This window comes from Bacillus sp. FMQ74, assembly GCF_001875785.1.
In the GTDB taxonomy this organism is placed as follows: Bacteria; Bacillota; Bacilli; order Bacillales; family Bacillaceae; genus Bacillus; species Bacillus stercoris.
Genome location: NZ_MOEO01000020.1, coordinates 1 through 26,239 on the forward strand (window position 1 = coordinate 1; position 26,239 = coordinate 26,239).

Annotated in this window: 28 protein-coding genes and 2 pseudogenes; 3 read left to right on the forward strand and 27 right to left on the reverse strand. The window is 41.4% G+C overall.

Annotation, left to right across the window (positions count from 1 at the left end):
• The coding region (locus BLL41_RS21300) for a DUF4917 family protein (protein WP_141770220.1) at window positions 1–487 on the forward strand (487 nt) is incomplete at its 5' end.
• 19 nt (window positions 488–506) lie between these two features.
• Here BLL41_RS21300 and BLL41_RS23185 read toward each other — a convergent pair.
• A pseudogene (locus BLL41_RS23185) lies at window positions 507–602 on the reverse strand (peptidoglycan-binding domain-containing protein); the annotation flags it as partial.
• Window positions 603–744: 142 nt separating this feature from the next.
• Between BLL41_RS23185 and BLL41_RS21310 the strand changes: the two are divergent.
• Both BLL41_RS21310 and BLL41_RS21315 read left to right on the forward strand, forming a co-directional pair.
• Entirely contained in the window at window positions 745–2,511 is a 1,767-nt protein-coding gene (locus tag BLL41_RS21310) for a T7SS effector LXG polymorphic toxin (RefSeq protein ID WP_071579334.1), read from the forward strand.
• Window positions 2,512–2,524: 13 nt separating this feature from the next.
• The gene (locus tag BLL41_RS21315) at window positions 2,525–2,989 is read left to right on the forward strand and encodes an SMI1/KNR4 family protein (RefSeq protein WP_071579335.1); all 465 of its coding nucleotides are present in this window, start codon (window positions 2,525–2,527) and stop codon (window positions 2,987–2,989) included.
• 53 nt (window positions 2,990–3,042) lie between these two features.
• Here BLL41_RS21315 and BLL41_RS21320 read toward each other — a convergent pair whose 3' ends face one another.
• The 26 genes and pseudogenes from BLL41_RS21320 to BLL41_RS21440 all read right to left on the reverse strand — a co-directional run.
• The gene (locus tag BLL41_RS21320; RefSeq protein ID WP_071579336.1) at window positions 3,043–4,005 is read right to left on the reverse strand and encodes an N-acetylmuramoyl-L-alanine amidase; all 963 of its coding nucleotides are present in this window, start codon (window positions 4,003–4,005) and stop codon (window positions 3,043–3,045) included.
• A 43-nt stretch (window positions 4,006–4,048) separates the two neighbouring features.
• Window positions 4,049–4,471 carry a phage holin family protein gene (locus BLL41_RS21325; RefSeq protein ID WP_041056416.1) on the reverse strand — a complete coding sequence of 141 codons (423 nt, stop codon included), beginning with the start codon at window positions 4,469–4,471 and terminating at the stop codon, window positions 4,049–4,051.
• A 52-nt stretch (window positions 4,472–4,523) separates the two neighbouring features.
• The gene (locus tag BLL41_RS21330) at window positions 4,524–4,697 is read right to left on the reverse strand and encodes an XkdX family protein (protein WP_071579337.1); all 174 of its coding nucleotides are present in this window, start codon (window positions 4,695–4,697) and stop codon (window positions 4,524–4,526) included.
• Entirely contained in the window at window positions 4,697–5,065 is a 369-nt protein-coding gene (locus BLL41_RS21335; RefSeq protein ID WP_071579338.1) for a hypothetical protein, read from the reverse strand. Before BLL41_RS21335 ends, BLL41_RS21330 begins: the two co-directional genes overlap by 1 nt.
• A 13-nt stretch (window positions 5,066–5,078) precedes the next feature.
• Window positions 5,079–6,662 carry a phage baseplate upper protein gene (locus BLL41_RS21340; RefSeq protein WP_071579339.1) on the reverse strand — a complete coding sequence of 528 codons (1,584 nt, stop codon included), beginning with the start codon at window positions 6,660–6,662 and terminating at the stop codon, window positions 5,079–5,081.
• 12 nt (window positions 6,663–6,674) lie between these two features.
• On the reverse strand, window positions 6,675–6,848 hold the full coding sequence (locus BLL41_RS22855; protein ID WP_164906782.1) for a hypothetical protein: 174 nt from the start codon (window positions 6,846–6,848) through the stop codon (window positions 6,675–6,677).
• Window positions 6,845–7,153, reverse strand: a complete 309-nt coding sequence (locus tag BLL41_RS21345) for a hypothetical protein (protein WP_071579340.1) — start codon at window positions 7,151–7,153, stop codon at window positions 6,845–6,847. Before BLL41_RS21345 ends, BLL41_RS22855 begins: the two co-directional genes overlap by 4 nt.
• Window positions 7,154–7,168: 15 nt before the next feature.
• Window positions 7,169–9,067: a phage baseplate protein gene (locus BLL41_RS21350; RefSeq protein WP_071579341.1), complete on the reverse strand. Its 1,899-nt coding sequence runs from the start codon at window positions 9,065–9,067 to the stop codon at window positions 7,169–7,171.
• A 51-nt stretch (window positions 9,068–9,118) separates the two neighbouring features.
• Window positions 9,119–10,822: a phage tail spike protein gene (locus tag BLL41_RS21355; protein ID WP_071579342.1), complete on the reverse strand. Its 1,704-nt coding sequence runs from the start codon at window positions 10,820–10,822 to the stop codon at window positions 9,119–9,121.
• Between the two features lie 14 nt (window positions 10,823–10,836).
• Entirely contained in the window at window positions 10,837–11,676 is an 840-nt protein-coding gene (locus BLL41_RS21360; protein ID WP_046160652.1) for a phage tail family protein, read from the reverse strand.
• Window positions 11,670–16,157 (reverse strand): phage tail tape measure protein, encoded by a 4,488-nt coding sequence (locus BLL41_RS21365; protein WP_071579343.1) that lies wholly within the window; start codon window positions 16,155–16,157, stop codon window positions 11,670–11,672. The genes BLL41_RS21360 and BLL41_RS21365 overlap by 7 nt, the downstream gene beginning before the upstream one ends.
• 199 nt (window positions 16,158–16,356) lie before the next feature.
• Window positions 16,357–16,734 (reverse strand): phage tail assembly chaperone G, encoded by a 378-nt coding sequence (gene gpG / locus BLL41_RS21370; RefSeq protein ID WP_071579344.1) that lies wholly within the window; start codon window positions 16,732–16,734, stop codon window positions 16,357–16,359.
• Between the two features lie 66 nt (window positions 16,735–16,800).
• Window positions 16,801–17,412: a major tail protein gene (locus BLL41_RS21375; RefSeq protein ID WP_071579345.1), complete on the reverse strand. Its 612-nt coding sequence runs from the start codon at window positions 17,410–17,412 to the stop codon at window positions 16,801–16,803.
• A gap of 14 nt (window positions 17,413–17,426) precedes the next feature.
• A complete protein-coding gene (gp17, locus tag BLL41_RS21380; protein ID WP_071579346.1) occupies window positions 17,427–17,819 on the reverse strand; it encodes a tail completion protein gp17 in 393 nt (130 codons plus the stop codon).
• Complete coding sequence (locus tag BLL41_RS21385; protein WP_071579347.1) at window positions 17,816–18,214, reverse strand: HK97-gp10 family putative phage morphogenesis protein; 399 nt, start codon at window positions 18,212–18,214, stop codon at window positions 17,816–17,818. The genes gp17 and BLL41_RS21385 overlap by 4 nt, the downstream gene beginning before the upstream one ends.
• Window positions 18,214–18,528 carry a phage head closure protein gene (locus tag BLL41_RS21390; RefSeq protein WP_071579348.1) on the reverse strand — a complete coding sequence of 105 codons (315 nt, stop codon included), beginning with the start codon at window positions 18,526–18,528 and terminating at the stop codon, window positions 18,214–18,216. Before BLL41_RS21390 ends, BLL41_RS21385 begins: the two co-directional genes overlap by 1 nt.
• Window positions 18,518–18,820: a head-tail connector protein gene (locus BLL41_RS21395; RefSeq protein ID WP_019846973.1), complete on the reverse strand. Its 303-nt coding sequence runs from the start codon at window positions 18,818–18,820 to the stop codon at window positions 18,518–18,520. The genes BLL41_RS21390 and BLL41_RS21395 overlap by 11 nt, the downstream gene beginning before the upstream one ends.
• Before the next feature lie 17 nt (window positions 18,821–18,837).
• On the reverse strand, window positions 18,838–19,299 hold the full coding sequence (locus tag BLL41_RS21400) for a collagen-like protein (RefSeq protein WP_071579349.1): 462 nt from the start codon (window positions 19,297–19,299) through the stop codon (window positions 18,838–18,840).
• Between the two features lie 22 nt (window positions 19,300–19,321).
• Entirely contained in the window at window positions 19,322–20,617 is a 1,296-nt protein-coding gene (locus BLL41_RS21405) for a phage major capsid protein (RefSeq protein ID WP_071579350.1), read from the reverse strand.
• A gap of 38 nt (window positions 20,618–20,655) precedes the next feature.
• Window positions 20,656–21,282 carry an HK97 family phage prohead protease gene (locus tag BLL41_RS21410; protein WP_071579351.1) on the reverse strand — a complete coding sequence of 209 codons (627 nt, stop codon included), beginning with the start codon at window positions 21,280–21,282 and terminating at the stop codon, window positions 20,656–20,658.
• A complete protein-coding gene (locus BLL41_RS21415) occupies window positions 21,245–22,525 on the reverse strand; it encodes a phage portal protein (RefSeq protein ID WP_071579352.1) in 1,281 nt (426 codons plus the stop codon). Before BLL41_RS21415 ends, BLL41_RS21410 begins: the two co-directional genes overlap by 38 nt.
• Entirely contained in the window at window positions 22,526–22,699 is a 174-nt protein-coding gene (locus tag BLL41_RS22860) for a hypothetical protein (RefSeq protein ID WP_177230648.1), read from the reverse strand.
• 13 nt (window positions 22,700–22,712) lie between these two features.
• On the reverse strand, window positions 22,713–24,422 hold the full coding sequence (locus tag BLL41_RS21420) for a terminase large subunit (RefSeq protein ID WP_071579353.1): 1,710 nt from the start codon (window positions 24,420–24,422) through the stop codon (window positions 22,713–22,715).
• Window positions 24,419–24,934 carry a phage terminase small subunit P27 family gene (locus BLL41_RS21425; RefSeq protein WP_038427692.1) on the reverse strand — a complete coding sequence of 172 codons (516 nt, stop codon included), beginning with the start codon at window positions 24,932–24,934 and terminating at the stop codon, window positions 24,419–24,421. Before BLL41_RS21425 ends, BLL41_RS21420 begins: the two co-directional genes overlap by 4 nt.
• Before the next feature lie 229 nt (window positions 24,935–25,163).
• A complete protein-coding gene (locus BLL41_RS21435; protein WP_071579354.1) occupies window positions 25,164–25,529 on the reverse strand; it encodes an HNH endonuclease in 366 nt (121 codons plus the stop codon).
• A 314-nt stretch (window positions 25,530–25,843) separates the two neighbouring features.
• A pseudogene (locus tag BLL41_RS21440) lies at window positions 25,844–26,239 on the reverse strand (metal-binding protein); the annotation flags it as partial.

Here is a 26,239-nt window from a genome sequence, read left to right on the forward strand (position 1 = left end):
AAATAATTTATTAGAGAGTGTTACAGAACAGTTTGAAAATAAAAATTTCCCTTTGTACGTTTCTGAGGGTTCTACCGAAAAAAAAGAAGCGCAAATAAATTCAAACCTTTATTTTTTAACATGTTTATTTAGACTTTATGGAATCAAAAAAGGTCTTACAATTTTTGGACAAGACCTTAATGAACAATATGATGGTCACTTATTAGGAGCACTTAATCAATCGGAAAAACTTGAATACATTGCATATGGAGTTTATCCCACTGATAGCGATACTGCTGATGATATAAAACATCGCATAAAAAAACTTTTTAGAAAGTCAAATAAAACTATCGTATTCTTTGACTCTAGAACTTTTTTTGATTCTGTAAAAGAAATTGCAAACGAAGGACTTCACTGGATGAAAAATCCAGGCGATTTCCCTCGTAATGAGACCCTTGGTTCTTTTGATCACAGCCTGTTATATAAAAAAGCAAGCCCTTCTCAATGAAGGGCCTGTTTGATTTTATTTAACCAACTCTTTCAAGTTTCACTTTCGTTTTCGGGTCATAAATTCCATCTGCAGAAAGCCCGTGCATCAGCTGGAATCGTCTGACGGCGTTAGCAACTCCCGAACAAATAAGCCAAATAGGAAAATTGATATAGATCAAATGATTCATTTCGCACTTTTGAATCACACAGCTGTCTATTTCTTCATTTTCCCATGGTAAAATCTTGTTGGAGCTATTCAAACGAAAGGATATGATCATGAAAGTATTTGAAGCCAAATCACTGCTTTCAGAAGCAGATAGACGCGCAAAGGAATACAAAGAATTAAGAAGTCAAATGGTCAATCTAAAAAAGGCTTTTAAAGCTGTAGCTGATTTAGATGACAGTGAGTTTTCCGGCAAAGGCGCCGACAACATTAAAGCATTTTATCAAGACCACGCAGGTGTAGCTGACAATTGGATTGACTTACTTGATATGAAAATTGCTTTCTTGACGAGCATTTCAGGCACTTTAGAGGACGCCAGCTTATCCGATGCATATATAGAAGAATCCTTCTTAGAACACGAGCTAGCTAACGCCTACACAAAATCAAAATCTATCATGTCTGAACAAAAGAAAGCGATGAAAGATATCTTACATGATATCGACGATATTCTTCCGCTTGATTTGTTCTCGACAGAAACCTTTAAAGACGAACTCGCCGATGCGGAGAACCAACGCAAAAAAGCAATCAATAAAGTAGACAGCGTAGACGAAGCGCTTGTTTCTGAATATGCCCAGTCAGAGCCAAACGAGCAATTCATCAAGAAGGACTTCCAAAAGCTTGAGGAATCCACAGGCAAAGGCAAAAACGCTACGCCCATTCACTACAACGCCAAGGCGTACCGTGACAGTGACATACATAAGAAAAAAGGCGATATTGAAAAACATACTGAAGCTTATTTGACGATTAAGAAGAAGGAAGAAAAAGAACGAGAGATTGAAAAACTGAAAGAAAGACTGAAGAATTATGATTATGCGGATGCCGATGAATTTTATTCAATGGCCAAAACAATTGGGTATGAAAATCTAACAGCAGATCAACAAAGATATTTCACACAGATTGAAAACACACGGGAACTAATGGCTGGAGCCAAAGGTACTGTTACCGCCCTTTATGATATGACAGCTGAAACATTAGACTATATGGCACACAATCACCCTGTCGACATGTTTATTAATTCTGCAGTTGCAGTTTATCACTATGATTCCACGTTTAACTCAATAAAAGATGCAATAATAACCTCTTATGTTAGAGATGTAAAGAATGGAGACGCAGAATCAACGGCTCACTGGATTACATGTGCAGCAGTAAACATCTTTGCTTTAAAAGGTGCTGGTTCAGTTGCTAAAATTGGAGTGAAAACAGCCGGAAAAGCAGCAGTTAAAAAAGTGTCTAAAAAACTGGATGAAACTCCTGATCCACTAACAGCAATCAAACCGTTTGTCATGCGAGAAGATGTTGTTGCAGCAGGCGGCATGCCGTATAATGTCATCAACGATGTGAGTGCAAAAGACAGGCTGCTTCAGCTTGCTAAAAAATTAGATGAAACAAGAAAACCATTTACAGGTAAGGAAATAAATCTCCCTTGGTTAAATAAAGAAAAGTACAGTGCTGTTGAAATAGACGGCAAAGTAAAGGTTAAAGGTGAAGTTAGAGATGTAAGCCGGAGAGTCTATACCTTAAAGGACATTGATATTAATCAAAAAACTCCAAGAGGAAAAACCAATCTTGAATTAATGAAGGATGGTAAATCTCCTTATGCTAAAGACGGAACACAGATTAACTTACATCACCTCATACAAGAAGAAAGTGGAACATTGCTTGAGATACCTAACAGTTTACATACAAAGTATAGTGATGTGATACATGGCCTAAAAGGTAATGGCGAAAGCTTTAGAAATGATGTTTACCTGGAGAAACAATACAATAACTTTAAGACAAGGTATTGGAAGTGGAGAGCAAAACAATATGAGAAAGAATAAGGGGTTATAAACCATGGATTTTTATTTGAAAGTAAAAGAATTCTTAGCTGAAAATGCAAAGGAAAAAGATTTCACAGGTGGAATTAATGAAGATAAAATTTTAAAAATCGAACAAGATCTTCAAGTTACACTTCCAGATAGCTACAAGTGGTTTCTTAGAAACTATGGTTCTGGTGGAGTTTATGGAATCGATTTATTAGGCTATGACTTTGGTGGTGCTTCAGTTGTTGAAACAACCAGGGAATATCGTGAGTATAGGGAATTGCCAAGTGGTTTAGTAGTTGTAGAACATGTTGATTTTTTTGGATATTGCTTAGATACCAATAAAATGAACAGTGAAGGAGAATGTCCAGTTGTTATTTGGAGTGAATTTGGTGGCTATAAAGAACTTGATTCGGCACATTTTATAAAGTTCTTTTATGAAAGACTTCTTGAGATGAAAGAAAACTGGGAAGAAGATGAAGATTGGGACGATTAAGTCAGAAGGTTTGCAATGTAGAGCCCCTCACTATGTGAGAGGCTTTTTTATTACTACAATTTCGCTTCAATTTTCGCTTTAGTCTTAGGCCCATAAATGCCGTCAGCAACCAATCCATATATGGATTGGAACCTTTTTACTGCATTTGCTGTTTTCGGTCCATACACGCCGTCAATGCCGTTATTTTTCGCCCCTTTGTCCGGGTAGAAATAAAGAGCAGCAAGAGCTTTTTGAATCTGCCTTACATCATCTCCTTTTCGCATAGGGCTTGTTACTCTAATGACACCAGAAGGCAGCGCATATGACGTTTTTTTGCTACTTGGTTTAGGGCTCGAAGTGCTTGAGCCTGTGAGCTTTAACTTTTGGCCAACTGTGATTTTATTCGGGTCCTTAATGTTATTCCAGCTCTGAAGGTTTGCCACACTTACCCTATGCTCTTTTGCAATTGCGGAAAGAGTATCGCCTTTTTTGACTGTGTAAGTGCCCCCAGCTTTAGGCGCAGATGTTGAAGTTGTTTTCCCGCCCAGAGCCTTCAATTCTTTTTCAATGGCAGCCTTAACCTCATCCCATCTGCCCTCCGACAAAATACGGTGCGGGCAATACTTGCCGTTCCAATCTTGATGCTTGCGCACACGATCAATACCCCAACCGCGCTCTTTGAGCAGCTGCGCCACAAATTTGATTGCCAGTTTTTCTGCCGCCTTATATTTAGGGCCTCCTGACTTACTGTAACAGATTTCAACGCCAATAGACTTACGGTTCCCGGTGCCGTTTGTGCCGTCCCCTGTGTGCCATGCGTTACGATTTGTAGGGATGCCCTGCCGCACCTCTTTGTCATCGACTGCAAAGTGAAAGCTTGTCGAGCTTGTATTCCCGATCATATAGCTGATCTCGTTAGCAGCTGACGCATCATTCGCTGTATTGTGGATGGTAATGTATTCAGCGTCCATAAAGTTCGGACATTTCAAAGCGTATTTAGCTTCTGATACAAGATTCTTTTTCACTGAGATTGTCATAAGTGTTCTCTCCTTTATTTTTGATATAGAAAAGCCGCCGGTTTTATCCAGCAGCTTGTTCGTCTTTTTCATTCGTTTGTTCGTTGTCGTTTTCGATTACGTGAAGCCGATCAGTAATGGCAGCCGGAATCTTCACGCCGATCTGTGCCAAGTTCTCCGTAATGGAAAGCCCCTCATTGGCGATATAAAAAAGAACGGTTCCAAATGTCAGGACCCCGTTCAGATTGAGAATTGTATCTATGATGTTTGCCACGATGACCACCAGAAAACTGAGCATCTTACGCACATAACCGAACCATGCGCTACGGCTGCGGAGCTCCTTAAACTTCCACGCTTTCACCACACCGGTAAGGATATCAATGATGTTTAGCACCAGCATTAAATCAAGATATTTCACACCCCCAAACAGATAAACTCTCGCTAAATCCAAGGTTTCAAAATTAATAAACACCGTTGTCTCCTCCATTTCTTGTTATCACCTCCTTAGAGGCAAAATAAAAACACCTTCTGGGTGTTGGTTAACTTCCTAAATCTATGACAACCGGCTCTGTGGCTGGATAGGTCAGGCCGGTGATTTGTTTATATTGGTCTTCTGTGATTCTCTTCAACACAACAAAACGGGCGACATCAGCATTTGTGTAATACTGTCTCCCCCATCCATAAATAGTTTGGATATTTGTAAACCAATCCATCACGCTTCCCCTCCTTCAGCCAGCATCAAAAACAAGTCCGCAATCATTTTAGCTTGAGACTCTATTAAATTTTGAGCTTCGGCCAGTTGCACCATTGTGGCTGCACTTTGCGCCTTTAGTTGATCTACAGCAGATGGAGGATCAGCCGGACCCTTCAAGCTATCTTTATATTTTTGATCTGCTTTTTCAAACCACTCCTGTTTTTCACTGTCAAACCAAGGGCGCCACATACCTTGTCCATCTTTCACAGGAGGGATGCTTGTTGCGTTTTCTGGGATTTTATACTGTCCCGTCACAGGATCAGGATTCAGAGTCTCCGGCTGACCAAGGAAAAAACCTTCTGAGTCGTATGGGTATATTTGAATCAATATACTCCCTCCTTTAGTTTAATGGGATAACTTCATCAATGTAGTATCCAGTCACGCTGTTTGTTTCATTTGATATAAGTCCTGTGAGCTTAATGTCTCCTGATGAGAAAACAATCAGTTTGGCCATTCCTGTTGTCCCGCTAACTCCCACCATTTTCACTGCGCCCTTTGACGGTGCAAAACTACTTGGAATAGATGCGCAAACCACTTCACGATCAGTTACAATGTGACCAGTAAGATGAAGGGCACCAGCCTGTTTTTTATATTGAAGTTGCCTTTCTCCTGTCTTTGCACCGTTTTTGTAGGTCGCATTTAACCACGGTACACTGTCGGTATCATTTTCAGTGAGAAGTCGCTTCCAACCTGACCAGCCTAAATTGCCGTCAACATAGTTTGAATACATATTATTCTTATAATCCATAGCCACGACATAGCCGAAAGTGCCGTTACCGTTACTATCAATGGATGTGAAGTGGAAAAAACCTCTTGTCGATAATGTGGAAGGTGCATTTGTCGGCTTTCCTGTTGAATAAAATGTCCCGAACGTCTTGCCCGCTTTCACAATTCTGTCCAGAAAATCGTCTGTATCAGCGATTGAAACCAAGACCCCTCCAACATCATTTGTGATTTTGAAAAGCTGAGCACCGTTCCATTTTGTACGTTCTGCTGCAGATATATGGACAGTCGCATCTTTTACATGCGTATCAAATTCTGTTTTGGTTGCCTGTTTGTCATTGGTAACATTCCCAAGCCCGACTTGACCTTTTGTCACCCCATGGGGATTGCTTTTATTATTAATGTGTTGATCAGTATACGTTTTTGCGTTTTTTTCGGCAGTATCTGCCTTGTTTTGTGCTCCCGTCGTCGTTTCCTTAGCATTCCAGTTTGAGCGCTCAGTGGACGTAATATGGCGTGTAGAATCGTTGTTGTGTGTGTTGAATTCTGCTTTTGTTGCTTGCTGCACGTTGTCCACGTTCCCCAAGCCTACCTGAGTTTTTGTTACACCATGAGGGTTGGACTTGTTATTTATATGGGTATCTAAATTAACCTGAACAGCATCAGCCTTTTTCTGTGCCCCGTCTTTGGTTTCAATGTTCTCTAAGTCCTCAAATTTTTTCCGCAGCTCTTCAACCGTCTGGATGGTTTCGTTATAAAGCTCGTTGATCTTATTTTTTAAGGACTCAAAATCATCTATATAGTACTCCACACTCGGCAGGATAGCAGTGTCAATCAGTGCTTTCTTAATCTCAAAAGAAAACTGATGAATCGACATTGCTTGCTGATTTGTGTATGAGACATCAAGCTCAGCTTGAACGGTCCCAACGTGTCTGATTTCTTCATCAGATAGAACATACGTCAGCCGGCCGTTCAATTTATCAGTGATTTCAATATTTCGAACAAATCGGCTGCCGTCAGACATTAAAAGGACGAGCTTCACCACTGCCGCGGATAACGGAAGGGGAACCCCGTCTTTCATAAGCTGGAAAGACAATTTTGCTGTCCCTTTGTCTTGAGTTGTATATTGGATGTTTGTTTGTACCGGACTTTTGCGCCGGCCATTGATCGTAAAGCTAAGCGATTCATCTTTATACGGCATAGTGTCCCTCCTTTACTCTTCTATAGAAGGAGATCCTTTGTCAGCCTGCCGGAGCCTTTTGATCTCATTCATTTCCTCTTCTGTTATCTTGCCTTGATCGACAGCCATAGAAAGAAGCTCCTCCTTGCCGTCCCAATATCCTGATAGATAACACGTCTTGATGGCATTATAAAAAGGGCTGCTCATACCGCATCACCCCTTACCATTGTTTCAAGTATATCCGCAACAGCTTTCAGCGCCTTTGCCCCGTCGCTTTCATCATCTGAATCAGCTGTCTCAAGAGCCTCGATGTATTCAGCCGATGCGCTTTCTACCCACTCTGTTCCCGTCCATTTGGCCTGCACCAAGTCACCCGGACTGATCTCGGTTGCATTTTCCGGAACAACACGCTTTACGTTTCCGTCATCATCTTCGATGTATTGAATTTCAACCGGGCAATCATAAATATAGTTTTCATCATATTGATAAGCCCACATTTGTTCATATTCCATATGAGACACCCCTTTTTAATCCAGCTTGATGATTTCATCAATATAGGTGTATGTTGCATTCGACGCGCTTTTTGCAAATAGCCCGAGAGCAGAGATATTTCCATTTGATCGAAAAACAATCTTTCTATCTCCTGTTGTTCCGGCTACAGGGCAGCTTTTATAGGTATTCTTTTTAGGGCGGGCACTGGCAGGCAATGTTGCAAAATCAACGCCGTCTTTTTGTGGAATGGTAACTCGGCCCCTTACAAAAAGAAATCCTCCCTGTACTGCAAATTGTAGACGATAGTTGCTGTCAGGATTCTTTGCACCATTCTTTAAAGGCAAGTCTGCCCAGGGCAGCTTTCCACTCGCTGAAATCTCTGACCAATCGCCTACATTACCTGTATTTGTAACAACTCGGGTTAAAATTTTAATTGGCCGCGCTGTTGCGTTCCTGGTTAACGTTTGAATGACTGAGCCGGCGCGATCTGCTGGCGCAATGTTTAACCACCATCCGGCGTTACCACTGTCCGGATGATCCGAAAGCGTCTTTGTTTCTGTTGTCAGCATATAGTAAAAACCGGGTTGCCTGAATTCTTTTAAGGACTTTAGGCCGTCCGGAAGCCGCTTTGAATAGCCATTGTTTTGGGTGAGTTTATACCCTTGATACCCTTGGGCTAAATCAATACCAAATTTGGCTGCATTCTCTTTTGAATGGTAGGCGTATACCTTTGCAAGTCTTTTTCCGACCGCTCCCGTTGCCACACCTGCGAAGAGTGATTTCTTCCCTGTCTTCGGGTCCTTGTATAAAAAGATTGACTCAGGCTCTCGGAAACCATCTTCGTATTTGCCATCTGGCCCATAGCCAAAATTACAGGAGATACGCTTTTTCAAGTTTCCATCCTTAAAGCTAAATTGCGTGATTTCACATGGATACGTTTTGTTATTGGTGTCCCCGGTGTACCAGTACAAATCGTAGCCATCTATTGTGAAACCTTGGAGATAAAACAAGTCATTTGGAATAATTACCTTCCCAAGCACTTTATTTACGCCGTTTTTTACATCATTTAATTTCCTGAGCTCTACCAGACTATTATCGTCTTCTAATCTGATTCGGAACGCAATAAAGCCATTTTCTCTATCAATCACAGGGATCGTATAATAATCGTTGAATTTGTTATAGCGTTTAATGCCTCCGCTGCCGCCATTCAGTGTGGCCCCTGCTGTATAAGGAAATCGCACAAGATCGTTGCCAACAGTGTTTCCGTTTGAATCGACAACATTATAGTTGGACCAGATATACACTTTCCCGTTTTCCCGTTCCAATCCAATTGTGGTACCGTGACCGCCGTGAATGAGTGTCATGCTGTCCAGCATTACCCCGTTTTGATTCATCCGGGTAATGGTGAAACTTTCACTTTTATCTTGGTTGCCGCTGGCAACTTGTGTGGCGTAGATATCGCCAGTCAATTCATCAATGACAAAACACTGCAGCACCGTTTTATCTGCTAAATTCAAGTTTGTATGATAAACCGGCGGAACGGTTGTAAAGTCAAAAGACAATTCCTTCTGAATCATTGAATCCAAGTTTTCGAGATCAGTTTCGTTTGCGACAAGGTGATCACGCAAAGACGGATAGACTTTCCCTCTTTTATCTACACGAGCATCTATGGTTTCTTTTATATTGGTCCCATCCGCTTCTAACACAATGTTGCGGAGCCGTGCTTTCGCTATTTCAATTTCCTCGTAAACTGTCAGCCCACTGCCATGGGCCACCTGGGAAGACGTATGAGCAGTCACAGCCGATTTATGATTAGCAATGGAATTGGATAGTCCATTTAATTCATTTTCAATGCTTTCCAAGTCATCCCGCTGCTGGGCAAGATACAGTGAGTCTTTTGTAGAATCATAATCTTTTATTAATCTGATCGCCATGAGATCACTCTCCTTTCAAGAACAAAACAAAAAGCACCCTAGTAAGAGTGCTCATATCATCATTCTTAGTTTTTGCATATATCGCTTTTGATCTTTCAATCTCTTCTCTTGCTCCATCCGAATGTCTTGGATATCTTTTCGGAAATTGGCAAATGTCAGTGTCGGCTTTGCGTAGGGATTCAGCGGTTTATATTGAATGGCCAAAAGACGGACATCATCTTCGTATGTCACGCCAAATGATGTGTCAGCCAAAATATGCAGTGTGTCACCCTTCCAGAAATCCTCTTGTATCTTTAAAAGCTTAGGCTCGTAGATGTATTCATAATCTACTTCTATTTCCGTCTGTGGATATGGATTGACGTACTTTTTCAACGCGGCTAACATACTGGACTTCTTTTTATATTTTTCATCCCGCAATGGTTCCGCCCATCTTGGCATACCATCAATCAAAAATTTATCTTCGTCAGGATGCTTGTACAATACCGGTTCAAAAACATACTCCGTTTTTTTGCTGTCTGTGCTGCTGTTTTCTTTAATTGCACCAAAACCCCTCGCTCTTGTGGAACACCCTTGAGTAGAGGTTTTGATTGTGATACCAGGCATATTATATCGAGTATCAAGTGTATGATTTATTCGTTTGCCCATTTTCTTATACACGTAGACTTTATAATTATCGACATCTAATTCTAAGCCATAGTCTTCCACAATTTCATCCATCAGATCATTTCCGAATCTGTCACCGAAATTCTCTTGTTCAACGCTAGAGAACTCACTTTCTTTGTCCATAAAGATGTACCTTAATTTTGTGCCTTTAAAAACAAAATCAAGCATCTTCCTGACGGTAAACGTCCCACTGATCGTATCTTCCACATAGTGATTGTTTAGTGTCACAACGTAGACGTGGCTTGCTGTTACTTTTTTCGAAAGCGTCCCTTCCTGGTTAATTTCAATATCTGTGATGAAATACTTTTGATGATTAAATTTTTTCTCATCAAGATAAAGAATATTGTCATTCACAAGCAAATCATATTCTGTACCATTATCAGCTGTCCGTGTAATCGTAAATTCAATATCCTTTTTGCCTGTCGTATCGTCTAATATTTCCGGATCAGCTCCGATGACTTCAATAGCTTGTGAATCGTCCTGACTCGCCACATGCAGCTTTGGTAAATATACATCTTTAGGGAGACTCTGATTTAGCGTAATATCTTTTCCGTCATACTCTTTGCTCGGCAGGTCTACGATCGGATCAGGATTACTAGGTTCATCCGGATTGTCGGGCAGCCCCTCAGTTGTATCGTATTTGGTTAATTTATACGTGAAAATAATGCTATTGAGCTTTGTTGCATAATTTGGATCAGTTGCATATCCAGCTTTTACGAGCGCAGCTGTAGCTTTTTGATAATCTGTCTCTCCGACAACCGCCCTGTAATGATTTTTATCCCAGCTTACACCATTGAGATACAGGTTAGCTAAGTCGTCAATCGATTCTTTCCAAGAGGGATATTTTCGAAACTTTGCCGGAACCTGAACATTTTCACCGTTAATGACTTCCCATGTCATCATTGTGACATATTGTCCCTTATACTCGCCTTTCATGCCGAATAGGTTGTGTCCTTTTGTTGCAAGTTCACTTGTTCCCCATGCACTCTCAAGACAGCCCTGGGCAATGATTAACGAAGCAAGAATTTGATGGTTTTTATAAACTCTTTGAGCGTCGGCGGCTATTTGTTTAATGAAATCTTCTTTAGCCAAAAAACCACCACCTCTTACAAATAATAAAGCCGAGTATCGAATTGGATGGTGAAGTCACTTGTGTTCTGAACTTCAAACTCATTCCATCCTATTTCAAGACTCGGCAGCCGGCCAGATGTTTTAATCGGCGTGTTATTAATGATTGTATATTGTTTGAGAAAAGAAACCTGCTGACTTTTCTTTAGTTCCTGTTCAATCGTAAGCTTTTCGTCATTAGTATGATTGATCAATGTTACATTTTTACCTGCAGCATTTAACAGGACATTGTAATCATGATCCAGTGGATTTATCTGCACATCGCCGGGATTAAACACAGAGAAACGTTTCTGATTCTTAAAAGAATAGTTCAATTGATCATTAGGCGGGATGTTCATACCAAAAGTCCGCTTTGCTCTAGTGAAATACTGCTTATCTTTTGTTGTAAAAGTTGATTCCGCCATCCCTGTAATATTAGTGAACTCAACAGAGAAATCGTTATAGGTTTTCTCCTTCTCTTTTTGGATGCTGAAATTCCCATCACATGTAACGAGAAAACGGCGATTCGGCCAGAGATCAGAAGAAATGTAATAAGGAAACGGCTTAACCAATAGGGCATATAGCTGATGCCGATACATATAAAAATTCTCATGCTTGAGCGCATTTAAATAAATCTCAACATCTATTTTTCTTTCACCGTAAGTCACATCACGTGGATGCTGCGGCAAAATAAGCCCGTGCCGCCGAGGGATCGTTATTGTTTCCCGATTAATATTTGGAGCTTCTGGTAAAAAGCTTAATACTTCAAATTGAGGGAGTAAGCTGTCAAGGCTCTGCTCCCCTAGTCCATTATTAAAGTCAATAAACAGTTTTACCATGCAGGCTTACCCCCGTTTCTATAACGTTTTTTGTTATATCGGTCTGCGCTGGTTTGATCCAGTCTTGTCCCGTCTATATACGTGTGATTGTCTTTCAAAACAAGCTGTTGCAAAAGTTGAATGTTTTGCTGGAGAGCATCTATTTGCTGACTCATCATGCTGATTTGCTTCTCTTGATTCTCAACCACGCGGCTCATGTCAACATTCACATTGGTTTGCGGCTCTGCCTCGGCTTTAGCCATTGAAGCTTTTTGAAGCAGTACAAGGGCCTTTGAAATCATGCCTTGTTGAAGTGACGGAAGAACACCGAGCTCACGTCCTACTCGTGCCCATAAACCGATGTTGCGTTCTCGATACGTCGGGTCTGTTGTAATCGTGGTTTCATCAAAGCCCCGTTCGTTTAGAATTGCCCATTTAGAGCCGCCGCGCCCTGGTGAAGTCCCTCCTTTTGCATACCCCACATACGGGCCGCCGCGAGCCATTGACTTCAATCCAGGGTGATTGGATATATCCCCATAGCGACCTTTAATGTAATTGATTGCAGCCAGTATATTATCAACCGGATTAAGAATGTTATTGTGTCCAGGAAATGCATTTGATGAAAATGTACTCGGGATAGTCTGCATCAGCCCACGAGAAGGATGACCGGCTCTTGCATTTGAGTCAGTAAGGTTTATTGCATTGGGATTTCCGCCAGACTCTTTCATTGCAATGGTGATCAGGCCAGGAACCCATGAGAATGGTACACCAGCAATACCAACAGCTTCCGCTACCCATTTTTGAACCTGGACAGAACCTGTCGCTCCCTTATATGCATCTGCTGTGAAAAGCCCGGCATCCGGAAGAATGCTTTTTAAAAACTGACCAGCTCCATTTTTTAATGTTTGGAGGATACCAGTTCCTAGTGAGTCCACACCTTTACCTGACTTAAAAGGGATAAAGCCTTTAAACAAGTTTTTAATCATTTTTTCAGGACCGTTCAGGATCATTTCCATAGCACCCGAGGCAACATCTTTCGCTTTATTGACAACGCCTTTCCCTGCTGAAATGGCTCCTTTCACAAGCTTCTTGGAGCCATTAAGGGCGTCTTTGAAGAAGTTCCCGACACCGCCTGCATAACCAGGTAGACCGGTTGCCATGACTTCTTTTGACTGACTATGTGGGAGAACCGATGTACCACGCGGTAAATCCCAAACCTGCGGGCCGCCCATTCCAACCACATAAGTTCCGATGCCTGGTGTATGAGCAAGTTCAAAACCTTCTTCACCGACTAATGCCCTTCCGCCTGGGTGAAAGTCTGTCCCTTTTGCATAGGCTCTGCCTGGCGCTATCTGCATTTCAGAATTGCCGCTGTATCCTTTAGGCTTCCATTCAGGAATGGTAGGAATGTGCATGAACTCAAGAACAGTATTGATCCCGCCGGTAATTTTATTAACTACTCCTGCTAGATCAACAAGAAAAGTATCCCATTTCCCGAGCACTTCCCCTGTCTCCCAATCTACTTCTTCTAAATGCCCAGCAGCCTGCAGTTTCGCTTCACTTACCACGCCTTTATGAGTTTTTTCAGCCTGTTTCACAACCTGATCTTTTTCGCTCTTCGCAGAGCTAACTGTATCATCATGCTGTTTTTTAGTGATAGAACCCTTGACGTAATACTCTAGATCAGCGTTTTTCACCACTTCTTTATATTGCTTTTCAGCATTCTTGACCACATTGTCTTTTGCTTTTTTGCTGTTTTTAACTGTGGCAGCTGCTTCTTTTGCAGAAAGTTGGGTTTTGTTGTCTTTTAGTTTTCCAGCGATAATTGTCTGCTCTTCTTTACTCTTAGTAAGAGCAGATTCAACATGGCTATTCATTTTCTTTATAATCTGTTCTATTTCCTTACGTTCGCCATCTGTAATATCTCGGTGATCTTTAGCAGCATTTTCCCAAATCTTTTTGATGCGCTTGGTATACCCGGATATTTCTTTATGCTTGTCCTTATTGTTGTCTTTGATATTCTGTAATGTTTCTGTCTTCTCTTTCTCTGACATTTCTTTATTAGAAGCGTAAAAATCACTTAACACTTTCAAAGATTTATCAGTGCTCTTTTGATAGCCATCAAGAATGGTTTGGCCCATCTTTTCATACTCACTGGACATGTTATCAGCGATTTTTTTCGTGATCTTTTTGTTGGTTAAATAGTAATAATTCAGCTTGGCACTGACTTTGGTGTTCATATCTTCATAAGCATTAATCGCTTTTGAAGTAGATTCAGACACCTTATCGCCAAAGTCGATTGTTGCCGGCAGCACCCTTTTTTTCAAGTTGTCATAATACTTAAATCCCGCATCAGCTAAAAGGGTGACACCAGTAACCGCTATTCCGATCGGTCCCCCATGTAAACTAAGTCCACCGCGCAAAAGACCAACAATCCCGGCACCTTTTTTTAGAATGTTAAAAAGGCCAAATCCACTTTTTGCAAGCTGCATAAACCCGCCAGCGCCTTTTACTGCATTTACTCCAGCTTTGATGATCCCTGAACCGAACTTGAGCAGTTCAGGAGCAAAAGAAAGGATTAATCCGGCGATCGTTCCAACTGGTCCGCCAAACAAGCTCAAGCCAAGGCCTGCTACACGGGAAACGCCACTAAGGCCACTCATCGCTCTTGCGCTTCTGGTTGTCGTTTGTTCAAGCCGTCCTACCCTGGTTGTGGCAAGTGCAGAGGTTTGATGGAATCGATCCATCCTTGTGGATGCTACTGCCGCAGCTGTTGATGTGGCAGTCATGCCCGCTGCTGCTGTTCTTGAAGCTGAGCCGGCCGCAATCGCCTCAGCTGAATAAACGGTTAAACTCGTAGAAGCACGGTTCACATTTCCGGTTAAATAAGCCCCAGCTGTGCGAAGCATATTCCAACCCGCAGCCATTTTAGGAATAGAACCTAATGTCAGCAGGAAAGCCCCGCCCAAGAGCGAGAACACAGTGACCGCTGCACCTGTAATGGCAATTGTGCTCGCCACTGAAGAAGGCAACGAATCAAACCATGTCACAGCACTTGTAATGACGTCTGTTGTAGCACGTATCACTGGGATAAATTGATTTCCAAGTGTAATAACAGCGTTATTTGTGGCCGACTTTAGATATTCAAATGAACCGGCCAGGTTGTCCATTTGCTTATCAGCGATTTTCTCAGCTGTGCCGCCGCTGTTTTCCAATTCTTTTGTGAAGTCTTGGAGTTTATCCTTTCCAGCGTGCATTAAAGTAATGAAGCCTGATAGAGCATGCTGTCCCGCAAGCTGTTTGGCAATCCTGATTTGTTCTGTCTCCGTATAGTCTTTGGTTTTCTCGTTGATTTGCCCTATGATATCCGCTAACGGACGCATTTTCCCAGTTGAATCCGTTACTTTAAGCCCCAGCTCTTCGATTGCCGATGCTGCTGGCTTTGGAGGCGCAGCCAAACGAGTTAATGTTGATCGCAAAGCTGTTCCGGCCATATCAGCTTTAATCCCGCTGTTCGCCATGATCCCGGTTGCCGCGGCCAATTCTTCCATGCTCACGCCCGCGGTTTTTGCTGCCGGAGCTGCATATTTCATGGTCTGCCCAATTTCCTCAAGCCTAGCGTTCGAATTGGTAAACGTATAGGCCATAACGTCAGCAACGCGGTTTGTATCTTCTGCTTTGATATGGAACTCAGTTAGGATGTCTGAAACAATATCAGCTGTGACACCTAGATCAGTCTGTCCGGCTGCTGCAGTTGCCAATAACCCAGGCATTGCGCCGATGATTTGATTGGTCTTATAGCCAGCCATGGCTAAATACTGCATCCCTTCGGCTACTTGCCCATCAGTGTATTGTGTTACGGCGCCAAGATGGCGGGCAGTTTCAGTAAGTGCGGCCATTTGGTCATCTGTCGCATTTGCTAACGCTGCAACCCGGCTCATTTCCTTTTCAAAACTGGCGGCAGCCTTTACAGTCGCCCCAATGCCAAGTGCTCCAACCGCCCCGATAGCTGTCAGCGCCTTCCCTGTTTCAGTCGCAGAATCATAGACAGCCTTTAATTCTTTTGATACTTCTTGAGAATCCTTTTTAAAGACAGAAAAAACACTAGCAGCCCGGCTCGTGTTTCCTGACAAGGTTTCATATTCTTTGCTGACTTGCTGCAGTTCTCTTCCTAAATTTTGATGAACAGCTATTGCATCATTTAAGCGCCGAGCTTGGATTTGTGTCTCGCGGTTGTCCTTTCCTTTTTGACGGGCCAATTCATCATATCTCTGACGGTGTTCTTGAACTAAACGGCCTTGAATCTTATATTTATTGTTTAGGCCTTCCATTTGCGACTGAAGGAGTTTCGTTTGGTTACCGGTATTTTTATAAATACCGCCGGCCGCCTTCATTTCTGAGTTTGCCAGGCGCATTTGCCTTTTTAGGCCTTCAATACCTCGATTAAAACCTGTATCGTCAAGACCTACTTTAACAACCATATTTCCTATTGGTTGAGCCATATGTAAACACCCCGCTTTCCTGGCATAAACTCAATAAAAAAAGACAAGTGAGTACCTGTCTAAAAAATTTGATCAATTGTTACCGTCTTAATTTTCGGCTTATTCTTATTAGCCAAAACCTCTAAGTAATGGTAAATATCCATGTTATCTATTTCAGTCATTTTCCATCCTTGTTCAAGAAGTGTGGAATAAATTTCATTTATTTGCTGGATTCCTTGTTCGTAGGTGTATTCTTCTCCGTCTTCTCCTGCAAAAAATCTTGATCCACTTCCTCAATTTCTTTGTATCCAGCTACCTCTGAGAGAATTCGGCTGACTTCTTTTGTCACTTCAAATGATTGTAGCCCTTCGGTGAACTCGTCATAAGTGAATTGGTCACGGAATATTTTCACAATAAACTGGATTTGTTTCTCCAATGTTTTGATGCTCTTTTCAAGATTATCTGATGTTTTTTCCGCTTCAGCATTTAATCTCAGCGCTTCAAGTAGTGTCTTTGTATTTGTTCGCGGTGCAATAAAAGTTTTAAACTTTTTTTCGTCTTCAAACCACAATTTGATAGAAATATGTTTCTGAGCCATAATGACTCCTCCTTTTGGTTAAATAGATTTTAACTAAATAAAGAGAAGCTTTTCAGCTTCCCCCTTTTATTTCCCAAGATCAGCACTTAGATTTTCTTCTGTGTCTTGTTTATTTTGATAGGCGTCCCCAAAAACTGCCTTATAAAAGTGATCTATATCGAATTTTTCTCCATCTTCATCCGCAACGATTTTGAACACATCGTCCTGCTCTCTATCTACGAATTCGGCTGAAAGTTTGATCGTTTGGAAATCCGTTTTATCTTGTTTTGTTTTCCATTCATCACCCGGCAAAGAGAATCTCCCTTTTACCAAGCCCACATGACGAGACTTGCCGTTTGCTTTAGGTCCTTGAAACGTCATCGCAACCCAAGGAGGAATGATATTTTTCTTAAACAAGTACAATCCGTTTTCATCTTGTTCAATTCCAAGTAATTTAGAGAGAATCTCCATTGGCAGATCCCGCATTTCAATGTCTAATTTAGTTGAACCAGTTGAAACTGCAAGATCGACAAGTTTGTCATCCGCATATTGTTTTTCTGTGGATGTTTCTGTTTCAACTTTCATATTGATTGCAAATTCATAGTCAAGAATTTCTGTAGGAACATAAAATTTACCCGCCTTTTTTAATGGCGCGAATTTCACATTCTTCAAACCTGTCACTGAACTGTATTCAGGCATCTTAAAACCTCCAATTATAATAAAATATTTGCTTCGAACCGATATCCTTTTCGAATAAGACGTTCTTTTTGTAAAAATTCATTGATAGGGACCGTTGTCTGAAAATCCAGGCCGCTCATTACGTCCACAATAGGGGCCAAAATAGGGTCGCATGAACTATTGTGGTACACATCAATCTGATAAACGGCACTGTCTTGTATCGGCTTCCCATCAGCCCATTTAGTTGTTCTGTAGTCTATCTCCTGAACCACAATGTAAGGAGGAGAACTTTCAAGCCCTTCTGGTACGGCCAGTTCATAAATATTTGCAGGATCAATCAATAATAAAAGCGCCGGATGGGTTTCCAGCGCTTCAAATATCTTGTCCTTTAATTGCATTGATCTTTCGATGAGGTTTAAAAGACTCATAGCTTAAACCCCGCCTTTATGACCTTTTCCATAGCATCAAGCATCTTATCATTCGCCTGAATCATGCTGTTTCGAATAAAAGGATTTGCTGCCTGATGAATGGTTCCAAACTCCGGCAAGTGAACACGGAATTTAGTGTCCTTTGTGGGGCCGACAACGGCATATATTTCTCCGTCTTCATCTCGCTTTATCCTGTTTCCAACAATAATGTCCTCGTCAATGTGAGGGTGCTTACCCCCAATAGCTGACCGCGGAGCATTATCATTGATTACTTCCGCCAATACAGCACCTCCTGCTTTTACGGTTGCTTTATGGATTTTTTCGTCCTTGCGGGCTAAGTCTGCGAATGTAGATTCCAGTTCTTTAAACCCCTTCAATTCCAGCTCAAAATTCATCAACTCACCACATTTGCTTTAATTGTAATGAAATGCCGGCGCGAATAGTTAGGCAAGATCGACTCGATTTCATAAGCTTTTTCACGAAAGATGATTCGCATATGCTCGTCTATGTCTTCGCGATGTCGAATTGTAAATTCCACTGTCTTTTCCTTTTGGATGGCAGCTGCAGCATAATACTCTCGGCCTTTTAAACCTTCAGCTTTAGCCCAGCATTCAATTATCGTTTGCCAGCTGTCCTTTCCATCCACAGGCAGGCGGCCAGCAGGCTTCTTTTTCTGAAATTGAATACGGTATCTCATGTCATTCAACATTAGGAGCAGCCTCCGGCAATGTATATTTGAGCTGATTGATCATGGTAGTCAGCACGCCGTCCAAGTTAGAAGTTGTCCCGGCAATTTCTCTGTTTTCATACCAGTGAGCAACGAATGCATTCACACACATTGCCGCCCTGGCTGATTTATTCGGGAATGTAAGACCGGTAGCCGAAGCAATGTATTCTTTTGCTGATGCAATAAAGTCTAAAATCAAATCATCCTCCAGGTCACCATCAACCCGGAGGAACTTTTTTGCCTTTTCTAATTCAACTTTCTCTTCTTCTGTCATTCGACATCACCTGTCTTTCATTCTGCAGAAGTGTTTGGTTTCAGCTCATCAATTTGTTTTTGTAGCCCATCTAATACGTTTTTCACTTCACTATTTAAGTGATCCATCATAACGCTGCCTGTTCCAATGTTAATGCTGCGGACTGATTTTTCTCCCAGCATTTCATGTACAATAGATTTTTCTCCGATCACAGCTGGATCGCCCTTGTCACCCTTTGGACCTTGGGGACCTGGCTCACCTTGTGGGCCAGCATCTCCTTTTGGACCTTGAGGACCAGTGTCTCCTTTGTCTCCCTTTGGTCCCTGCGGACCGGTTTCCCCCTTAGGACCTTGAGGGCCGGGATCACCTTGAAGGCCTTTAACATAGAGAGGATTTTGCTCGCTGTTATCCGCAATAGATACATCAGTAATTGGTTCCCCTGATCCATTGTCTCTTGCTGATGTTTTTGCTCCATTACTTTCATTTAGAAAATCTGCCATGTTAAATCAATCCTTTCGTTTTTTATTTACCTAAGTCCGCAGATTCAGTCGATGGTGTTTCTACTTGTGCCCCTTCTCCAACAACAAGGTCAGTAACGATGACGGCAGCTTCTGGATCAACAACTTTCCCGTCGAAACGCTCAATACCTCGGAAATATGTTTGGTCAGTGAGGAATGCGTCTCCTCCCACGTCAGTTGATTTAATTTCAAATTTTTCACGGTCAAACATGAAATAAGCACGTTCAAAATCACCGAAAAGAATATGAGTCTTTTGTGTCTTATCGTCAGTTACAATTTCGTCATAAACCTCAACCGGTCGTCCGAACAAAAGGAAGCTGTCTTCGTCTCTAGGATCTTGAGCTAAGATTCCTCTGCCGTTTTTATCTTCAATGTTCGCCAGGGTTTCAAACGCTTCAGTATTCATAACCCACTTTGCATTTTTACGATATCCGCGTTTAATCTGGTTTTTAACCTTACGTAGAAATTTAATCGTAATTACAGAAGGCGCTTTAAGAGTTTTATATTTTTCACTAGTGATAATCCCCTCAACATTTGTTTCGCCGCCTTTTCCATAAAAGACTTCATCATTTTCTGTCACTACAGCAGATTCAGAGAGCCAGTCCACGATCTCACGAACAAAGTTTACAAATGAATCATTTAATAGCTCGCTAGAAACAGGCATAAATCCGGCGAACTTTTTGACGTTGTACCAGATTTGTTCGAATTCCATGTTTTTCAGTTCTTTAATTTGTTCTTTCTCGGCTGTATTATAGAGTTTTCCAGCCACACCTTTTCGGACTGTATAACTCCCTGATGGGGCAGTTTTTGGTACAACGCGAACCAGATTCCGAACAGAGTTTAATTCCTTGATTGATTTTAAAATCTCTTTTGAAATATCGTCCGGAACAGTATATCCGCCGTCTTTATCACTTCCAGCAGACAAAGAGCGATTTTCTTTTAGGACACGCTGCATCATGCTTCTTTCTTCTTCGCCAAGGTCATGGCTACGTCCGGTCAGCACTTTAAACCAAGCATCCCGGTACTCTTTTGTAGCTGTTAAAATATCGCGCTGTTCGGGTTCTTCATCGGGCTTTCGTTCGAATTCTGGTACAAAGTTTCGTTCTTCACCCAATGCCGGCAGTTCCAAGCCACGCTCTTCTGACATAAGCTCGATTTGTTTTTGTAGCGCCTTGGCTTCATCAAGCATGCTGCGGGCTTCTTCGGACTTCCCTTCATTTAAAAGATTGGATGCCTCTTGTTTTTTCTGTGTGAATTTTTGTCTCAATTCACGTTCTTTTTTCGTCATAGCAACTGTCATTCGTATTTCCTCCTTGAATTTGGACATAAAAAATAGACCTAAATTGTCAGGTCTAAAAGTTCAAGCTCCATTTTTAATTTTTCAATTGGGGCAGCACGCATTTCTTTTAACTGCTCCAGCTTAGCCAAGCTTCGTTCACTAACAACGGCCTCTGTATCGCTATAGGCAGGTGTTGTGACCAGCGATATGTCAGAGATTCTATCTATAGCATTGATTCGCCGTTCATAAACTCCTTCTTCATCATTATGCTGCCACTCATCTGGCTCTCCGTTTCTATAATCCAAAGAAAAAGCAAAAGAACACTGATTAACGACTCCGCTTCTAACATTCACCATTAAATCCTTCGCATACGACGTGTCTGTAGGGATAAAACGGAATTTGAGACCTATTGCATCTGTTTCTAGTTCCAGCCTCCCTACATCCTCAGAAACGGTATTTCTCGCTAAGGGATAATCCTGACGGTGATTAAATAGAGCGACTACGTTAGATAGGTCTGTAGAATCCAGGGCGTTCCGGCTGATGATTTCTTTAAACCATCCTCCCAACGGCTCGGACCATTTTTCGAATTTCAAAGCGTATCCCTCAATAAAATGCCTTTTCTCTCCGCCTTCACCAGCAGAGCGTAACTCAATTTTCGTTGTCAGATGACGTACTTCCTTGTTCACTTTTGTTTTCACCCCCTTTAACTGATTTTGCTTTACTCATTTGATATTGCTCAAGCGTATCTAAGAACGTGTAATTTAGAGAAACAAGATGACGGTCTCCATTTTCTATGGCATTTCTCTCTTCTAATGCTCGGATCTCATTAATATTCAAACCGCTGATCCGTTCCATAATTTCGTAATACTCAGCCCTTGATTTTGCATCACCACGTAATTCGCTATTAACATTAAATTTGGTATAGTACCCCATTTTAATATCATCATCGGTAAACAGCTTAGTAATGAACTCTTGTTCAAACGATACTAACCACGGCTGAAGTGTATTTTTTACATATTCAATAGATTGGTGTTCGATATTGCTAAACGTCGCCCGATCGAGCTCATTGATCTTATGCAAAGGGACTTTAAAAATAGAGGCAATCTGAGCCTTATTAAATTTCATTGATTCTACAAATTGCGCCTCTTGCAATGGCATTGAAATTGATTGATAATCAAGCCCGGCATCAATAATGGCAATATTTCTCCCTGCATTTACCCTGTCCCATTCTCTCCTTGCTCGGTCCTTCGCGCCTTCCTCTAACAAGGTAGGCACTTTCAGAATGCCCCTGGGAGTGGCATCATTCTTATACAACTTCGCGTTAAATTTTGTAGCAGCTGATTGAGCTCCGACTTGCTCTCTTATAACGCCTATTGGACTTTTACCGTTAATCCCGTCCTCAGTCATACCTTTGAAATGCAAAACCTCATCAGCATACAATTCCACTCTTTTTGAATTAATGATGGTTTCATACCACAAAATTCCTGTATTCGGGTCCACATAGGGGTGAGTATTGGCCGGATTTAATGGTAGCAAATCAGTAATAAAACCATTTTGATCAGGCTTTAAATACGAATATCCATTGCCCCAGGTACAAACATGAGTCATCATGAGCTTCTTCCAAGTGAAAGCTGTCATGTATTGATTCGGTTTAAGATAAAGTAATGAAGCAATTGGATGGTCCATCCCGCTTTCGATATTTCCATTAACCTTCCGGAATGTATGAATCGAAAGTTTAGCAATATCATCGGATAAGACATTCACACAGGAAAACACATCAGGATGAACCAGTGCAGTAGCTTCACTTACACGCTCACCGCTTGCCGTTTTGGAACCGCCAAACATATCAACTATCCACTCTGGTGGATCAGCAAGGTTCCAGGGGGCAGATTCGTTTGATCTTTTTGAAAACAATCCTTCTAAAAACAATTAATCACCCCTTTTCTTGCTTAAAAGCGCAGCATAAAACATAAAAAAGACACCCGTCAGAATAAGACCGATGTTTGCGTTCAAACGATATGCAGCAGTCAGAACAAAAGCAGCTCCAATGATAAATAGAAAATCATTCAAAAAGAGTAGAAAGCCCTTCAATATTTTCTTCACTCTTACACCACCTTTAGAAAGAGAAAGAAGCTGACTGAATATAAGCATTTAAATCAACTTCATTATTAATCTGAGAAGCGCGCACATATGCATTAATTAAAGCTGCTGCCGGATCAATACGCTGAGTTGATTTGGATTTATCAAGCATGATATTCTCCTGGGCGTCCATTTTTGTTACCGCATTACCCATCGCCCATGTTAACAAATCATTTTTAGGATGAATGACTTTTTTCGCCTTCACTTTTGCTCTAAAATCTTTTGTTGGTTCAGACAACGTGGCTATGCCCTGCCGTATTTCAACCATTGTGTATCCATCCGCTTCCATTTGCTGAGCAAACTGTGTGGCGTTATATGGATCATAGCCTATTTCCTTGATACGCCAGCCGTTTTCTTTCTCCATTTTCTTAATGTATGCCCTGATATAGTCATAATCAACAACGGCACCATCTGTTGTCGTTAACCATCCCCTTTTCTTCCACAGATCATAGGGGACGTTATCTGTCTTCATTCTTTCATGGAATGTGTCCTCCGGCATAAATCCGTGGCTTTCTACAGCAAAACTGCCGTCATCTAACGGAAAGATAAAAGAGGCTGCCGTCAAATCAATCGTTTTTGATAAATCGATGCCGACATAACACTCTCGGTTTTTCAAGTCTGGAAGTTGATCAGACCCGCAGTCTGTCCATGCCTGCATATCCATATAGCCATTCTCCCGCATGTTAACCCAAATATTCATGTTTTTAGTAAGGAAATTCCGCATTTTTTCAGGAACCGCAAGAGCGACTTCGAGTTCACCACGCAAATATTCAAGCCCATGTTCATTCGCTGCTACAATAGGATTAGCTTTTATCCAGTTACGCTCATCCTTGATGTCATCGCCTTTATCCAGTTCATTGATCATCACAAAATACTGTTCATTTTGTTCAACTTTATTTGGGTCCAAAATGCGAGACACGTAATCATATTCCACCCGGTAGGCAGGATTGTTCAATTCAAATCCGGCAGTCGTGATGATAACCATCAAAGGTTGATTTCTTGCCCCCATCCCCGAAGCAAGGACATCATAAACTTCAGATGTTTTATGTGCGTGATATTCGTCAATAATGCCACATTGAGGGTTGAAACCATCCCCTGTTTTGCCAGCATCCTTGGAAAGCGCCTCGATTTTAGATTGAGTTTTTGGATGCTCAATTTTACCATATGCAATCCGATATTTTTTCTCAGGCTTGTTTAAAAGGTCAGCTTGCATAATCTGTGCCTTAATCTCATTCCAGCATATCTTTGCCTGTTCTGCTTTTGTCGCCCCTATATAAACCTCTGACATATACTCATCATTTGCAAAACCTTCATAGGAACCTACACATGCAAGGCTTTGTGTTTTTGTGTTCTTTCGGGCAACACCCCAATATACTTTTCTGAAACGGCGGAATCCTGTATCTTTGTGTACCCAGCCGTACACATTTCCGAAAATAAAAATCTGTATAGGTTCAGGTACAATATTTTCACCCTGCAAAGGTCCTTTCGTATGTTTAAACTGGGTCATCCAATAAAGAAACCGGCGGGCTTTTTCATCATCAAACACATAAGGAAACTCCCTTGTGCCTTCCCGACTCACATCATTTAAAAAACGCTCGCAGGCCCAAATGTGTTTTTCACACGCCACAATCTCACCCGATATCACATCGCGCGAGTAATCAATGAGAAATTGTTTGATTGTCTTCATACGTTTTTAAACTCCTTCTCTGCAGCCGTCTTTTCCCGCTCCTCCTGGGTACGAGTAATAGCAAGTTTTGCACGAGCAGACGGTGTAAGGCCAAAGTCATTCGCTGCTGATTTCATTTGATCAAAATAATTCTTTTGCCGCTTTAATAACGGATGCTCTTCACCAACAAGCTTTATTGGGTTGCCGTCTTCATCTTTTCCTTCCGTATGGACCATGATCCCGTCTTCTTCAATAATTTTAGAAATTGATACATACTGCGAATAGGCATTACAATAGGCAGCCAACATGCTTATGTCCGCTTCCGTGATGATTTCAACTTCTGTTAATAGAGCAGCAACCCGTTTGAATTCTTTTTTCCCGACCTTATCCAACCACGTTGGCGGTTTTATATTATCGGATCGCATTTTCATTTTCTTCTCGTGCTCAGCCCGGGCGGCCAGCTCTTCCGTATTCTTTTTATTTGGGTTGCCCTGTATCAATTGAAGCGTCGCGGATTTTGCAGGCCTCGGCATGTTCTCACCTCATTTCACATCAAAAAAATTGCATTTTTTACTTGTTTTTTTCACCAATCGTGATACGATGGAATTAACAACAAAACCAGTCGTACCAAGCCCTCTCGGCAATTTCGCCGGGAGGGTATTTTGTTTTTCTGGAACTTTGAAAAGCGGTGTTTGTTTGCAGAAGAGGGGGCGCCGTTCTCCAAACGTTTCCTTTCCAGAGATTTGGATAGGGGGGGGAGGTTCACTTGCCCTTACTCCCGTGAACCTTGTTGTGACAGGCGTTACACAGGCTTACAAGGTTGTCCAAGTCTAATCTTTTCGCCCAATCTTCCTTTACTTCCACAATATGATGCACCATGTCCGCCGGAGTGAAGCAATGATCTTTTAAACAATGCTGACAAAGATAATTGTCTCTTATCAAAGCAAGTTGTCTTGTTCGTTTCCAATCTGTTGATTTATAAAAACTTGTTATTGTTTTGTTTCTTGAATGTTTGTTGTAATGTTTTGTTTCTTCTTGTTGCTGTGTCTTGTGTGCATCACAGTACCGACCACGGGTGAGGCTGGGGCACCCAGTGGCGGCGCATATCCTTAAGGACTTAGACGGCATTTCTGATCCTCCTTCAATGTCAATTAATATTTGTTCAACTTTTTACTTGTCTGCTCGATTAACCGATGCATAAGCAGAACAATACTCCCCCTTAAATTGGAAATACACCATCAGAAGGTGCTTAGCCTTCTTATTTTCTGGACTTTTCTGTACTGGATACTTCTGATGCTCTTTTGATTTCACCTGGTTGAATTCCCTAAATAAAAAGCGCCCTCCCTGTTGGGAAAGCGCCTAATATAATTACACTGTCATATCCATTTATTCTTAACTGGCAGACATTTCGTAAAAACAAACCAAAAAGATATAAATCACCATTATTTTTTTCTATTTATTTTCCGGTTTTTTTTCGCTAGTTTCTTTTTGTTTTTCTTTTTATTTTGAGTGGTTTTTATTTTAGGATTAGTTCTTTTTTTCTTAGATGAAGGAAAGTAATGATTAAAAGGTCTGAACTCAATACCTTTATTTATATAACTAAACTTACGGGTTTGATAAACAATTTCGGCTAATCCTATACAAGACCTCATTAATTTAAAACATTCTTGAATAAACTCTGTTAAGTATAAACTTTCAGCAGTACCTCTATTTACATCACCTGAAGGGTAATATTTCAACTTCTGTGTATCAACATTATAGTTGTAACTTCTATGTGCTATTGCATTTCGTAATCGATTATCAACTTTTGAGACAAATATTTTATCAAAGCTTTCTTG